Origin of the sequence: Acidiphilium sp. PA, from assembly GCF_026191915.1 — a bacterium.
Lineage (GTDB): Bacteria > Pseudomonadota > Alphaproteobacteria > Acetobacterales > Acetobacteraceae > Acidiphilium.
The window spans coordinates 19,648-33,280 of the sequence record NZ_JAIMBY010000008.1 but is presented as its reverse complement, the minus strand read 5'-3'; the positions used below and the strand labels follow the sequence as shown (position 1 = coordinate 33,280).

Below are 13,633 nucleotides of genomic sequence, written 5' to 3'. Positions count from 1 at the left end.
CGGAAATGAGCGTTTACGTCACCAAGGAGTTTAGGCGGTTTGCCCGAAAGGCGGGCTTGGCCGATGGAGAGCTGCTCGAGGCCGCACATGACCTGGTGGCGGGCCGTTACAAAGCCGATCTCGGCGGTGGCGTGTTCAAGCAGCGCGTCGCCCGGGAGGGCGTCGGCAAGTCGGGCGGTTCCGGACGAACATCCTCTTTCGGATCGAGAGCCACAGCTTCTTCGCCCACGGTTTTGCGAAGAGCGACAAGGCGAACGTGTCGGCCAAGGAGTTGAAAGCATTGAAGCAGCTGGCGGATGTGCTGCTTGGGTTTTCGGATGAGCAGATCGCGGCGGCTCAGGCCGCCGGCGAATTGAGCGAGGTTAAGAGCGATGGCGGCGACCAAGAACAGGGCTGGAGGCGGTATCCTCGCCTCGGTCCACAAGACCGCGACCGGCCTCCACGAGGCTGGCCTGATGGACAAGGCGACCATGCGCGAGTTTGACGCCCTGTGCCTCACTCCGGTCGCACCGCTGACACCCGAGGAAATCCGGGCGCTACGCGAACGCGAACAGGTCTCCCAGCCCGTCTTCGCCCATTACCTCAACGTCCGGAAGGATGCCGTCAGCAAGTGGGAGCGAGGTAAGAAGCGGCCGGATGGGCCGTCGCTTAAGCTTCTCAACTTAGTTCGTGCCAAGGGACTTCAGGCAATTACCTAAGAGGCGGAATGCAATTTGAGTGATGGGATGAATATGTAATTGCGGAATATTTCGCTTTAGGAGAATATATGCCTGCAATATTCGTACACGTTTCGGATATTCACTTTGGTCAGGAAAGTGATCATACTGTCCATATCCATAATGATGTGAAGGGGCAGCTCATTCTGGATGCTGCTGAAGTAATTGCTGCTCTCCCGGGACACTCAGCGCACGGCATCCTCGTCACTGGTGATATAGCCTACTCCGGCAAGCAGCCCCAGTACGAAGAGGCGGGTCGCTGGCTCGACGAACTCGCCGACAGAATCGGCTGCCCAATCCACCGAGTGCAGATGGTGCCCGGCAACCACGACGTGGACCGAGATAAGCTCTCCATCGGTGGCTCAAAGTTGCTCGACTACATCCGTGCGGGCGGTGCTGCGGAGTACGAGAGGGTGGTGAGCAATTCGGCGGACCGCGCATCGCTGCTCGCCCGCTTCGAGGACTACGGCAACTTTTCGTTCGGCTACGATTGCGCGCTCGACGGGGAAGTCCGCTTCGCCACGAACCTTCGCGTCGAGCTAGCGTCGGGCCGCTGGATCCGTCTCATCCGCATGAATTCATCCCTTCTCTGTCATGGGAAGGAAAAAGATGATGCGCCAGAATTGGTGATAGGCGCGAGACAATTCACCATCCCCCGCCACCCTGGCGAAGAGAATGTTGTGCTCGTCCATCATCCACTCAATTGGTATAAAGACGCGGGCGAGGTTCGGCAGTACGTGCGAAGCCGCGCGCGAGTGGTCATTTCCGGCCATGAGCACAACCCCAAAGTGGAAATCGACCACGTCGAGGCTGAATGCGACGTTATGATGCTGGCGGCCGGTGCCGCTGTACCATTCAAGTCGGATGTTATCTATACGTATACCTACAATATCATCGAGTTCGATTGGGATCAGGAGGTCGATGCGCTAGCAGTCACAATACACCCCCGAATCTGGAACCCGGAGAAGACAAGCTTCCAGGCCGACGACAAGCGCCTCGGCGGAAGCAAGCCTCGCTTCACGCTGGGCTCGCCGAACTTCAGGAAGTGCAGACAGCCGGACGTCGATCAGGACATCGCGGAGGTTTCGGCGGTCGGCAGTTCGGAACCAGAACCGATCCTGGAAGTGGTCGCCGCCGATGGCGAGGAAGGGGAGACACCGCCCATGCCACCGCCCGTCGAAGGCTACGAACTCGCGCTGCTACGCTTCTTCCGCGACCTGCTTGAGAACGAGCGCCTCCGCATACTCGTCGAATTGGACGCTTTCCCCGCAGATTCAGATGAACGCATGACTCAGGGCGTCGAGCGCAAGCTGTTCGACTGGCTCGTACGTGAGGGCAGGCTTCCAGAAGTGAACCAAATGATCGACAGGCTGATCGGCGAACGACAACAGGGGCAAGATTGATGAGCAGGCTTCCGGTTCATATGAGAATCACCGGCCTTTCGGTGAGCAACGAGGACGTTGATTCGCGCCAAAAGGCGATTACGCAGCTTTCGACCGCTTGGGGCAAGATCAAGTCACCCACCGATATTCTGGCCAAGTCGGCGGAGATCGCGATCGCACTAGGGGGAGACGGTTCGCCCCCTGCGACCCTGTCCAGCGAGGTCGAGAGCGCGGTGCAGAAGCACGCCTCCGCGTTCTTGAGTTCAGACCGTCCCTTGGAGGTCGGGATCTGCTCGGGCATGGCGTTTCTCTCCATGATGGAAAGTAACCCCGGCGCCAGCGGCTGGACGATCACGGACCTCTATTCAAACGCCCTGTGGTTAGCCCTTGCGTTCCAGCCTGCGCTTCAGGAAGAGAAGAGAGAGGCGCTCCGCACCGAAGTGCTTGATCGAGCGCGGGCGCGCAGCCTGGAAAGCGCTACCAAGGCGCGCGAGCGGGAGCCGGTGCCGGAGGTACAAGATCTCGAAGTCGCTACCGATGACAAAGCCAATGTCACGACAAACTTCAAGAAAATAGCTGCTGGGATCATCGACCCGCTGCGACGTAACGCAGCGCTCGACCGAGAGGAGCTCGACTATCTCTGGTGGGCGCAACTGAACCGGAGCCGTGTGCTCAGTCGATCACTCCCCGACATTCCAGAGGCGGCTCGCTTGGTGACGATGGGCCTCGAAGGAGCAGCGTTACTCCGTCGCCTGCCGGCGGACGTGCATCGAGAGATTGTCCTTCGCACCGTGGAAGCCGATCCGGAATTGGACCTCGGCGAGTTGCTCGGAGTGATCGGTGCCGATCGCAAGGCGCTCGCCAACAAGATCCCCGCCGGAGTGACTTCCACCCCCACCATCTATCCGCTGCTGAACGCTCTCGTCACAGGCACCGCTGACGGTAGCGGTGCGACTGAGAAGAGAAGGGCTTCGACCTGGGGCTGCCGCGCGCTTCTGGAGGCTACGATGGCACACCTAGTGTCTAGCGGACCCGGACGCCTATGAGCCACGCCTGTACTTTCGATGGATGTACCGTCGGAGAGACGGGAGCGTGCGCCCTTGAGCGCGATCCAGCAACCTGCGAGCACCGCATCGGGACGGCAGCGTTTGCCGGCGTGGACGCGGTCGCATCAGGAACGTCGGCTGCTGATGCGATCGACGGCCTCGGCGCTCCGGTGCTCGAGAAGCCGAACAGTGCTGCGTCGTTCCCTTCGAGCCGGACCCTGCGGCCCGAGTTCGTGTCGGGCATGATGGGTTCGCGCTACGTAACCGTCGTCGGGATTTTGGGTGATCCCGAGTCAGGCAAGACTGCGTGCCTCGCGAGCCTCTACCTCATGATCGCCAATGCGCAGCTCGACGGGTGGTCTTTCGCCGACAGCAAAAGCCTTATGGCTTTCGAGGAGATCGCCAGGGGTGCTCGGGAGTGGAACGAGGGTCAGCTGCCGGACCAAATGACCCTCCACACCGAGATGACCGATGATCGCCGTCCTGGCTTTCTGCACCTGCGCTTGGCTAGGAGCTCCGATGGGCGTCGTTTCGACTTCGCGCTTCCGGATCTGCCTGGCGAATGGACCACAGCACTCGTCGGCACCGCTCGGGCCGACCGCTTCGAGTTCATGAAGTCGGCCGAGGCGATCTGGCTTGTGGTAGATGGACGCGCGCTGGCAGACAAAGAGCGGCGCCAGGGCGCCATTAGTCGGCTGGGTCAGCTCACCGGCAGGCTAGAGACAATTTTCGGCGGCGCCCTTCCTCGTGTGATGATCGTGGTCACACACCGAGACCATGGCGAACTTGACGGCGTAACAACAAGCCGCATCACCGCAGAGCTCGCGAAACGAAACGTCGTTGCCGGGATTCATCAGGTCGCGCCGTTCTCGGAAAATGGCGGCGTAAAAGCTGGCTTCGGCCTCGCGGACCTGATCGATGCAACCGTGGGTTCACCGCGGAGTGCGGCTGAGTTTTGGCCTGACAGCGCCCCGCAGGAAGGTTCTCGGTCCTATCTCGCTTTCAGGAGGGACCGATGAGGCGCGCAGTGGTACTGCTCGGCGGCCCGGATTCGGGCAAGACCAACTATGTGGGCCGGCTTTGGCCAGAGCTCGACGCGAAAAAGGGGCGACTCATCGCGGCGCAGCAACCTAATGACATCACCTTCGTCCTGGAGGTCGCCGACCATCTCTTCTCTGGCAATTTCGCGCCCCGTTCTGAGCATACCGACAAACGTCGCGACTTTGAGGTCGTGGTTGCCGACCGTGAGGGAAGCGAGGAGACCGCGATTGTAGTCCCCGACATCTCAGGCGAGCTCTGGCGTAACGCCGTCCAGGACTGTGAGATCGCGCAGGATTGGATGGAGGAACTGCGCCGGGCCAATGGCGCGCTGTTGTTTGTCCGGGTCGGATCAGATCAGGACGTACGCCCACTCGACTGGGTTACCTCTCAGAAGATGTTAGCCAAGCTCGGCGGCGCCGACACGCCCGGCCTACCCACTCAGGTGATGTTGTGTGAGCTGGTCCGTTTCCTCGAAGTCACGCTAGCTGATCGGCCGGATGGCAGCCGTCCGCGTCTTTCTGTCGTGGTTAGTGCATGGGATCTCGTCGATCCTCAAAAGTTCGAAGAGGGCCCCAAAGCTTATCTACAGCGAGAGTATCCCTTGCTGGCGGGCCGGCTCGACGATCTCCACCGACTCAATGTGCGTGTGTGCGGGCTCAGCGTGGTTGGCGGCGACCTCAAGGCGGACCCCTCCTGCCGGGACGAACTCCTTGAGAGCGGTCTTGACGGGCACGGTTGGGTGGCCGCGGAGAACGAGAACGGCACCTGGACGAAGGATAGCGATCTTACCCTGCCGGTGGCATGGGTAATCGGTCGCTGAGATGATCGTCGTCGACCGCCAGGTCCACGGATATCGGCAGGGGCACCAGCTCCTGGCCGCCTCCTCGCAGCTCCCGAAACCAGACCAGTCGATGATCGACAGGCTCTCCGACGTCGCTGGACCGCTGCGGCCGCGAGAGCGGTTCGAACCGTACCTGTCCGTCTATCCGTTGCCGAGTGGGGAACGGGTGGTCATAGCAAGGACGTGGCAGGACACGACCGTGGCCAGGGCCGGCTGTGTCCGTACACTCAGTCTGGTCGTTGGCGCAGAGGATTGGTCGTACGCTGAAAGCCTGTCGCCGCTTTTTGAGCTGCTTGAGACTGACGGGCTACCCGGAGTGGAGAACGCGACGTCGCGACAAGTCTACGCCTCCCCCGCGAAGCCGCTCCCACCCGCGCCCGACTTCAGGGCGGGCGAGCTACTAGAAGCCCTCTTTCTGGAGGAAGCACGTCCCGTCGTCGTATTCGATGCCCCACCCGGAGACCTGATCGCGCTGCGCCTTCTGACTGCGTTGTGGCCGTCAATGCGGCGGCGGTTCGCTGTGTCGACCTTCGCGCTCTCACCGCGCAAGGTTGGTGGACGCGACTTCGACCTCGTGTTTGCGCCCAAGGACGCAAAGGGAAGATTCTCGGACTGGAATGGTCGCCGGATTGATTGGCGTTCCAACCAGGACGCGCGCCACCGCTGGACAAACACTATCATCAGCCGCGTCTTCGATCAGCCTTATCCGCAGCTACTCATAGCGTCAGAGATTGGCCTCGTTGGCGCCGATAGCGACGTCGATGATGTCGCCGCCTTTCGGATCGCGCTCCTTTGGGACGAGCTCTTCAGCAAGCTGGACCGCACTCCAACGGCCGCTCTTGGACTCCTCGATATCGCGAACTCCGGCAAAGTTCGTGACGTGGAAGCGGTCGGATCGCTTGAGCCGGCGCTCGCAAGCGCGGTCAAGCGTGCCTCCACCGATCTGCCGGAGGCGGAAGCTTGGGACTTCCTCAGCGCTATCGCCTCGAAGATACGGACGCGCCCAATGCCAACCGGCAAGAACGCAGTAGGCGCAGCCGCTGAGCTGCTGTCCGCTCGGTTTCCGGACGGTGCTGTCGCGCTGTTAGTTCGGCCGCCGCCTGCAGAGGTCGCAGCGGATCTTCTGCCAAGAATCGCACAGGGGCTCGGAGGGTCGGCCGAGGGATCGGGCGAGCGCGCCTTGCTCTCGGCGCCGCCCGAGCTTCTCTTGCGGCTTGTTGCTGAGGATGGACGGCTGACCGGCCGTGTGGCCGCCAACGGCGCGCTCATAGAGCGCGTCGGCGAGGCTGTCAGAGATCAGGATTCATCCCTGGTCGACGCCGTTAGCGCGAACCTTCTTCCCCATCTCGTCGAAGATTGGCAGTTGCCCGCAGCGCGTCCGCTCGTCGCGAGGCTGGACGCAGAGGCGCTAGCTACAGAAATTGCGCACTTGGGAGCCACCAACGACTTCGAGGCTGGTGGGATCGCCGAGCTGGTGATTGAGCGCGCTCGTATCGTTGGCGCCAAAGAGGAGGTGAGAGCGTCAATTGTCACATCGCCTCCATCGGAGCGTAGAAACGCGCTACTGGCGCGAACCATTGATCCGGCGGTGGCTGACGTCGCTTGGCTGTTCGATGCACCAGGGGTGGCGCCCGATCTTGTGACTAATCTACTGGTTTCCCTATCGCGTGCGGCAGACGACCAGCAACTTTCCGCGATCCTGGGTCAGCCGCGCCTAGGCGACGAGGTTCTGGCCAGGATCGAAGGTGAAGCGCCAGACATTCTTGAGCGAGCTGTCCTTTCGGGCGAGCTCCCGATCGACGTTTTCGTACGTTTGGTCGGCAAAGTCCTACCGAAGACCGATACGGCAACAAGGATTCGGGTAGCGGACAACGCGCTTCGACGCTGCCTCTCAAGTCATTTCGATGGCGACGAAAGGGACTTCCTCACGAAAATGATGGGAATCGTCGCGGAGAACCTGGACGGCGTCTCGGCTGTACGGGCTGGTTTGGGCCGTGATGTGCCGGCGTCGGTAGCGAACCGCAATATGCTTGTATTCCGAAATGCTCCATCTCCAGCACATCTTCGTATCGTTCGATCGATCGCCGAACTCGCTGGGGCGCTCTGCGATCGAAAGTCGCTCGATCTCGATCAAACTGCGCTGGAGGCTTGTGCATACCTGATGTTCGAGGCCGAAAGGGCCGAGCCCAAGGCGATGCTGGATGCGTCCGGGCGTCTTATGCCGGTCCTGATGCGACATCCCCGTGAGCCGGTCTCCCTAATGGTCGCAGCCGCTTTTCCGATGGTCTATCGCGAGCTGGCCAAGGAGGACGATGTTCCCGACCTCCTGAAGTTCATTCCATTTCTGGACTGGGACCGCTGCAGGGCGGCTCGTCGCGAGTTGGTGTCTACGTTCATGTCGTCATCTTCATGGTCGCCCGCGGACCTTGCGCTGACGGCCTGCCGTTGCGGAGATGTCGGCAAAATTCTGCGTAGAACGGCCAAATCATACGGTGGCGAGGAATACATTGAGCGACTCCTAAAACAGGTCGGTCATTTGCCCGATGCGTGTCGGCTGACAGTGGAGCAGACTATTTCACATATTAAGGCAGATCGGTCCGCGAGGCTTGATTGGCGCGATTGAGCAGCCTCACGAGCGTCGCCTTTCGGGCATGAGTCCGGTGACTGTGTGATGTAATCGTCAATTATGCAAAAAAACATGACAATTCGTCCGCCATCGTTGGCACCAGGAGACTGCGGTCGAGGAAGAGGTTCCTCATCTCGCAGCTCGTTTCGGCGATTAGGAGGCATCCATGGCAAGCGGCGCCGTGAGTCGCCCGATCCCCGCTCCTGTCGTCTGGTTCATGATCAGCGCAAACGGGATCGTTTGAGCAAATCCGAAGCCGGTCCATGGCGCTCTTGAGGATGTAGGCAAACCTCGGAGCCGTGGCGACAAGCCCGCCAAGCGTGCCCTGCGCCCCGGCGCTCGCGGTATAAATAAGGATACCGCAGCGGTCGGCGTCGCCGGCGCCGCGCGTACTGGACAGCGCATAGACTCTTTCCTTCAGCGAACTGGCCGGATAGCCGCAATCGAGGGCTATCTCGGCCATCAACGCGTGTGAGATACTGTGGAGAAGAACGTAAGCCGTTCCCGGATAGGTAGGCGCCTTGCCGGCAAACCGCTTTTGCCAGTGCCCATATCCTGCAAGCAACTTTTGATTGCGAACGGACGTGGCTGCGGTTTGGAGCCATTCGGCAATCGCGGCAGCGTCAAAATGGATGAAGATGCCTTCGCCGAACTGTTCGATTGCCGGCAGCCAGTCCGCGTCGCGCGAGATCGGCGCGCCGCGCACGCTCAACTGAATGTCTTCGATGTCGCCATCGGAGCCCGTCGGCGCAGCTTCAAATCGCGTGAAGCCATAAAGGCAGGAGACCTCCCTCAGGCGATGCACCGCGACCAGATTCTTGATCCCGGACAGATCGATCCCGGCATCGGGGTCGGCCCAAGCCTCTCGCGGAAGAGTCTGGGCGTAGAGCTTTGCGGTTGGATGGTTCGCGCCGATCTCAGAACGGCCGCTAGCAAACGTATCGAACTCGGACAGCTTAGGTGACCGCGTGGCGTCAGTTCTTGCACCCTCACGAATGCGCTGAAGCCTATCGAAAATGTCGCCGTCCGAATAAGGACCGAGTGACGCAGATACCTTTGGGTTGAACTTCTTGGCCTGAGCCACATCCTGGACTGTTTGCACGCCAGCAAGATCGCCCGATAGCTCATCAACGAGCTGGCTAAGTTCGTCCTCCTCGGTCGGCAGCGAAATAACCGTGTGAACCTGCGGGAAATAGGTGTTCGTCGCCGTTCGCGTCAGCAGCTTCAGATTGTCACCGCAGCCTTCAGGATCCCGGTCGAGCAGCCACGGCCGCTCGCCTCGGCATTTGCCGAGCCGCCCTGGCTGGAAGGTGTCTTGAAGGGACAGACGACGACCGCATCCGCACACGATGCTGGTGTCTGCGGGATCCGCGCTGGTTCCCTTTTCCTCCACCCACATCGGCTCGTGACATGCCCCCGAACCGTGAACGACCCAGCGCCAGTCGATATCTTGCAGATGCCCCTTGTCGCAGGCGCACACGAAACGGATCGGCGTCACATCGCTCTTCCGTCCGTCATCGTATTGGAACCTTCTGCGACCCTTGCTGTCGAGGTCCTGCCAACGCACCAAACGCCGTCGCCTGGTCGTTTTGGCGCCGGAGGTGTTCGTTTCCACCTGCTCGCAGATGAACCATGTCGGGAAGATCGGCGCAGCGACGCCACGGGGCACGCCATCCCTCGAATCAACCGACGTGGGCGGTGTTCTCAAGGTCAGGCTGGCTGCCGGATCAAGGCGCCCCTGCTCCTTCAGAATCTGCTCAAGGCGCATCGTCAAACGCGGCTCGGGAAGCGTCGAGAAGGCGTTGCCCTTCATATCCCATTGTTCGAGCCCGCCCACCACGACGGACCGCGTCGGCAAATCGATCATCGCCCCGGGGCCGAACGTCGAAATCAACTGGCTGAGGCGCTGAGCATTCTTGGTCATGTGAGATCATCCGCGTTCGCGATCGTGTTTCCGTGAGGATCCCTGACCTTCAGGGTGACGTTGGGTTCCACGTCGCGCATGGAACGGCCCGCCACAAAGCGGCGGTGGGGTTCAGCCAAGTTGCCGATCTCCGGTTCGAGCGGCATGTGCAGCAGGCGATGCGGACTTTTCTTCTTGGCATAGGCAAACGCATTGCCGCCCGCCGCCTGCTCATCGGAAGTCTCAATCCAGGCATCCAAGATGTCGTCGATAAACTTTGAAAGAGCAGCGCGACCGCCGGCGATCATGCGCTCCGGCGCTCGGTCGACGATCGAGTCTCGGACCAAGTTGCGGATTCCGACATTGTTCTTCAGTTCATTGACCGCGACATCCGGGGTGAGTGCGCCATCCACATGGCGCGCCGCAGCGACCACGACCGCAGCCAAGGCGCGATCCAGCGCCCGTGCCGCCCAAGGTGTCACGCTCGTCGCTTCGACGGCGCGATAGAATGTGCGGTGAAATTGGCCGAATTGCTCGAAGTGCATTCGGTCACGCGGCTTGTGGAGGTTCAGAACCGCTAGCACCAAGCCGGGTCTGGAGTGGTCACGGCCGACGCGGCTGGTCGCCTGGATGTATTCAGCGGCCGTCTTGGGCTGCCCCTGCACGACCATGAGCCCAAGGCGCGTGATGTCGAGACCAACCGAGATCATGTTGGTCGCGAGAGCCACATCGACGGTTTCGGCATCCCGGCCAAAGATCGCCTCCAGACGCTGTTTCGCCTTCGCCACCTCGTCGGTAGAGACACGAGATGTGAGCTCCATCGGCTCCTTGATGGCTCTATCGGCGAACGGTGTATCGGCAGGGTCCACCCGGCGGCGTTGGGCGCCGTAGCGAGCCGCCCGATCACGCACTTCATCCTCAACAATGCGCCGCGCCCCACCCAACTCACGCAACGCGTTGAAATAGCAAAGCGCGGTCATGTACGGATCAGCAGGATTTCTGGCCTTGGCGTCGGCGGGGATATTCGCGTCGTAAGCGGCCTGCGCGGCGGCGACGAGCGTTGTCAGAGACCGCAGGAAGACCAGCTTTGGGCCACGGCCTTGCGCCGCGATGCCCAAATAGAGCCGGGCTGGATTGGTCGATGACGGCACCGTCCGCGCGAAGAAGCTATCGACACGATCAATGCCGGGCGGCGGGAAAATGCTGGTTGTGTCCCGATCAAACAGAGCGGCGATTTGATCGGCGGCCCGTCTCACGGTGGCGGTCGACGCGACGATCTTCGGACGAACGCGGTTTTCACCGGAGCCTCGCGAGGCAAGCTGATCAATCGCCGCTTCATACAGACCCGCGACCGTTCCAAGGGGACCGGCAATGAGGTGCAATTCGTCCTGGATGATAAGATCGGGCGGATCCAGCGACCAGCCGTTGCCCAATGGTCGGCCTTCGCCCGGCTCAGCCGCCCCATAGAAGCCGACGCCATCTTCGAAACGGTCAACGTGCCCAAAGAAAGCGCCGGTCTCACCCACCCAAGGCAGCGCTGCGAACTTGTCGACCGTAGCGATCAGAAACGCCGGAAGACGCCGGTAGATGGGCTCGTCGACCGTAAGCACCGGCAGCGGTCGATTCCTGCTGAACTCACAGCTGGTATTGGCGCACCGAATTTCCAAATTGGTCGGCGCGTGTTCGTTCGGCGTGCAGGAAAACGATGACTGCGTGAACTCGGTTCCGCACCACGGACAAGCCTTGAGTGGGGCCGGCGCGCGCTTGTCACGCCCGTTGCGATAGCGCCGAATTCGACCGACCGCTGTTGTCTCGTCCGACTTTCCTTTGCCGCCCAGCTTGTTCGGCGACGCGTCGGAGCCGACCCACAGACCGATCTCGATTGGCCAGTCACCAAGCATCCGACGACCGCGCTCATCGACGTTCTTGGCGTCGGTGCGCATCAGTTCGAGCGCGCAGACGACACCTGCCGCGCGCGCGAGCTGGTCGAGCGTCAGAAGGCGTAGGGTGTAGCGCATGATAACGGCGACACCAGCGCCGAGCATGCCCGACCCGCCCAGCCGACGATGCGCAATCACCAAGGCCGCGAGGCCGAGATAGGCCTCGGTCTTGCCGCCGCCTGTTGGAAAAAACAGAAGGTCAGCAGTCTCACGATCAACGTGAGTTCGGTCGATTAGGCCGGCCATGTTGAGCAGCACGAATGCGAGCTGAAACGGCCGCCACTGTGGCTCATCAAGAGCACTCGGATCGCCTGTCGCGCCGGCGACGCGACGGCGCGCGGCCATCGAAACGGAAAGATTCATGAACCGGAACGCTGTGCGGGCTTTTGCGTCCGTCGATAGAATCTCGATGCCCTTTGCGATCCGGTCCTTCGCGGTCACCATCTCGGCGACAAGGCGTTCTCCGGTCTCGCGTCGACGGGCGGGAAGGCCTGCGAGCTTATTGCGCTCGGCGTCGATCCATATTCCATAGAGTGACGGCAGATCGGCCAGGGCGGCGCGAAGGCCGGCGCCATCGCCTTCCGCCAACTGCGCGAGCGCTTCCATGCCGAACGTCACCTGCGCCTTGAATTCAGCGTCCTCATTCGGCGCAACGCGTTCGACCTCCGCCGACGGCAGCGGGTCGGTCCATACCCGCGTCACACCGTTGGCGCTGTCTTCAGAAGTATCCCATCCGGCAGCCGCGTTTCGTCCCACCGCCCATTCACGCATGTCGCGATAGTGCAAATCCGCGATCCGCAGATCCCAATCCTGGGCGCGATAGCCAGAAAGGTCGCGACGCGGACGGAACCCGGTTTCGCTTACAAGTTCGAGCCGCGCCTGAAAGGCGTAGCTCACATCGGCGTAGAAGCGATGAACGGTAGCCCGCCGATTGACGAGGAAGACAGTGAGGGCACGGACACGCTCAGTCTTGCCGTCCGGCGTGGTGTAACTGAACAAGCGGGAATGGGTTTCCAACACCAGGCCGCCACCGCGGCGTTGTTCGGCCGCGCTCTCCGGCACGATGAACGGGCCGCCGCGGCCATCTTTGATGGGAAGAGCCACGACCCGGTCTTTCGGGGTCCGAACCCATTCGACCATGGGGCGCTCGACGCGCTTGGGCTTGCCGTCCTCGCCAAGCTCCTCCGGTAGGGGCTCCGGCAGAAGGATCGCTTCCGGCAACGGCGGTTCGGTTCGATAGTCACCCCAGGAAACGCGCGCTTCGATCGACGTCACATCCGGATCGAGCAACACGGTGAGCCCAACGGACGACGGCAGAAACCGCCGACGCGCGTTTGGGGCTTCCGGCTCCTCGTTGTCAGTCGCGGCGCCGCCGGCGCCATCGGCGTCCGGCTCCTCGACGTCGATTTCCATCTCTTCCTGGGCGGACGGATCGTTCTCGTCATCATCCCCGTCCAAGGCGAGCGCATCCTCCGCAGGCGCGATAAACCCGGCCAGATACCAGCGCGCCGGGCTTTCGTTCAGGCGCTCGCTGGCAAGATCAGCGTCCTGCGGCCCTGGGCCGATGAGGTCGCGACGAAAGACGTCCACGATGTGGGCGCGAATATCGACTGAGTTCGTCATGACCGCCCGAGCCCCTCTGAGATAAACAGTTCTCCAAGGACCTTTTCGAGCCACTTGGTGGTATAGGCCAATTTCAGGGCCTCTTTAGGCCGATGCCCTGCATCGTCGAGCAGCGCTTCCAGAGCGATCAGCCGATCTTTGAGCCCAAGCCGAACGCCGAAACGCATACTGGCCTTGTCCGGTCCGCACAGAACCCAAACGTCGCTTCGCGTCAGCGCATGCGCCCACAAAGACCGCTCGCCGACGTCCAGCGCGATGTCGGGTGCTCGAACCGCCACGACGGCGCGCTGCGCATCCTCCACCGGATGGACCGCCTTGAGCGACGCCACGAGCTGCGCCGCATCGATCTGCAACTCCGCCCTTCGGCGCTGAAAGCCGGTCTGCGTCTCTGTCACGCAATCCTCGACCGTCTCGACGCTGTAGCCGTTCGAAAGCGCGCGCCAAGATCCAACCCGGAAACACTCCAGGATGGCGTTGGTATCGATGAGGACCGGTCCCTGATGGCGAGCCATAGG

At 61.6% G+C, this 13,633-nt stretch carries 9 protein-coding genes and 1 pseudogene; 7 read left to right on the top strand and 3 right to left on the bottom strand.

The window, feature by feature from the left end; all coding sequences use genetic code 11:
* The first annotated feature begins 5 nt into the window (after positions 1-5).
* The 7 genes and pseudogenes from AruPA_RS21805 (at position 6) to AruPA_RS11330 (ending at position 7,649) form a co-directional block, all read left to right on the top strand.
* Positions 6-484, top strand: a pseudogene (locus AruPA_RS21805) (type II toxin-antitoxin system RelE/ParE family toxin).
* Positions 372-698: a helix-turn-helix domain-containing protein gene (locus AruPA_RS11355; RefSeq protein ID WP_408858595.1), complete on the top strand. Its 327-nt coding sequence runs from the start codon at positions 372-374 to the stop codon at positions 696-698. The pseudogene AruPA_RS21805 and the gene AruPA_RS11355 overlap by 113 nt, the downstream one beginning before the upstream one ends.
* A gap of 68 nt (positions 699-766) precedes the next feature.
* Positions 767-2,119 carry a metallophosphoesterase gene (locus tag AruPA_RS11350; protein ID WP_265636818.1) on the top strand — a complete coding sequence of 451 codons (1,353 nt, stop codon included), beginning with the start codon at positions 767-769 and terminating at the stop codon, positions 2,117-2,119.
* Complete coding sequence (locus tag AruPA_RS11345; RefSeq protein WP_265636817.1) at positions 2,119-3,144, top strand: GTPase-associated system all-helical protein GASH; 1,026 nt, start codon at positions 2,119-2,121, stop codon at positions 3,142-3,144. The genes AruPA_RS11350 and AruPA_RS11345 overlap by 1 nt, the downstream gene beginning before the upstream one ends.
* Positions 3,141-4,163, top strand: coding sequence for a TRAFAC clade GTPase domain-containing protein (locus tag AruPA_RS11340; protein ID WP_265636816.1), 1,023 nt, complete (start codon positions 3,141-3,143; stop codon positions 4,161-4,163). Before AruPA_RS11345 ends, AruPA_RS11340 begins: the two co-directional genes overlap by 4 nt.
* Positions 4,160-5,005, top strand: coding sequence for a hypothetical protein (locus AruPA_RS11335; protein ID WP_265636815.1), 846 nt, complete (start codon positions 4,160-4,162; stop codon positions 5,003-5,005). The genes AruPA_RS11340 and AruPA_RS11335 overlap by 4 nt, the downstream gene beginning before the upstream one ends.
* Before the next feature lies 1 nt (position 5,006).
* Positions 5,007-7,649: a hypothetical protein gene (locus AruPA_RS11330; RefSeq protein ID WP_265636814.1), complete on the top strand. Its 2,643-nt coding sequence runs from the start codon at positions 5,007-5,009 to the stop codon at positions 7,647-7,649.
* Positions 7,650-7,710: 61 nt separating this feature from the next.
* Here AruPA_RS11330 and drmB read toward each other — a convergent pair whose 3' ends face one another.
* From drmB to AruPA_RS11315, 3 genes are read right to left on the bottom strand one after another with little or no spacing between them, the layout of a single operon-like run.
* Positions 7,711-9,576 carry a DUF1998 domain-containing protein gene (gene drmB, locus AruPA_RS11325; protein WP_265636813.1) on the bottom strand — a complete coding sequence of 622 codons (1,866 nt, stop codon included), beginning with the start codon at positions 9,574-9,576 and terminating at the stop codon, positions 7,711-7,713.
* Complete coding sequence (gene drmA / locus AruPA_RS11320; RefSeq protein WP_265636811.1) at positions 9,573-13,118, bottom strand: DISARM system helicase DrmA; 3,546 nt, start codon at positions 13,116-13,118, stop codon at positions 9,573-9,575. The genes drmB and drmA overlap by 4 nt, the downstream gene beginning before the upstream one ends.
* Positions 13,115-13,630 carry a hypothetical protein gene (locus tag AruPA_RS11315; protein WP_265636810.1) on the bottom strand — a complete coding sequence of 172 codons (516 nt, stop codon included), beginning with the start codon at positions 13,628-13,630 and terminating at the stop codon, positions 13,115-13,117. The genes drmA and AruPA_RS11315 overlap by 4 nt, the downstream gene beginning before the upstream one ends.
* Between the last annotated feature and the right edge of the window lie 3 nt (positions 13,631-13,633).

Excerpts from the sequence above, each read along its gene's own strand:
- drmB (WP_265636813.1), bottom strand. The coding sequence starts at position 9,576 with ATGACCAAGAATGCTCAGCGCCTCAGCCAGTTGATTTCGACGTTCGGC.
- AruPA_RS11355 (WP_408858595.1), top strand. The coding sequence starts at position 372 with ATGGCGGCGACCAAGAACAGGGCTGGAGGCGGTATCCTCGCCTCGGTC.
- AruPA_RS11315 (WP_265636810.1), bottom strand. The coding sequence starts at position 13,630 with ATGGCTCGCCATCAGGGACCGGTCCTCATCGATACCAACGCCATCCTG.
- AruPA_RS11335 (WP_265636815.1), top strand. The coding sequence starts at position 4,160 with ATGAGGCGCGCAGTGGTACTGCTCGGCGGCCCGGATTCGGGCAAGACC.
- AruPA_RS11340 (WP_265636816.1), top strand. The coding sequence starts at position 3,141 with ATGAGCCACGCCTGTACTTTCGATGGATGTACCGTCGGAGAGACGGGA.
- AruPA_RS11330 (WP_265636814.1), top strand. The coding sequence starts at position 5,007 with ATGATCGTCGTCGACCGCCAGGTCCACGGATATCGGCAGGGGCACCAG.
- AruPA_RS11350 (WP_265636818.1), top strand. The coding sequence starts at position 767 with ATGCCTGCAATATTCGTACACGTTTCGGATATTCACTTTGGTCAGGAA.
- drmA (WP_265636811.1), bottom strand. The coding sequence starts at position 13,118 with ATGACGAACTCAGTCGATATTCGCGCCCACATCGTGGACGTCTTTCGT.
- AruPA_RS11345 (WP_265636817.1), top strand. The coding sequence starts at position 2,119 with ATGAGCAGGCTTCCGGTTCATATGAGAATCACCGGCCTTTCGGTGAGC.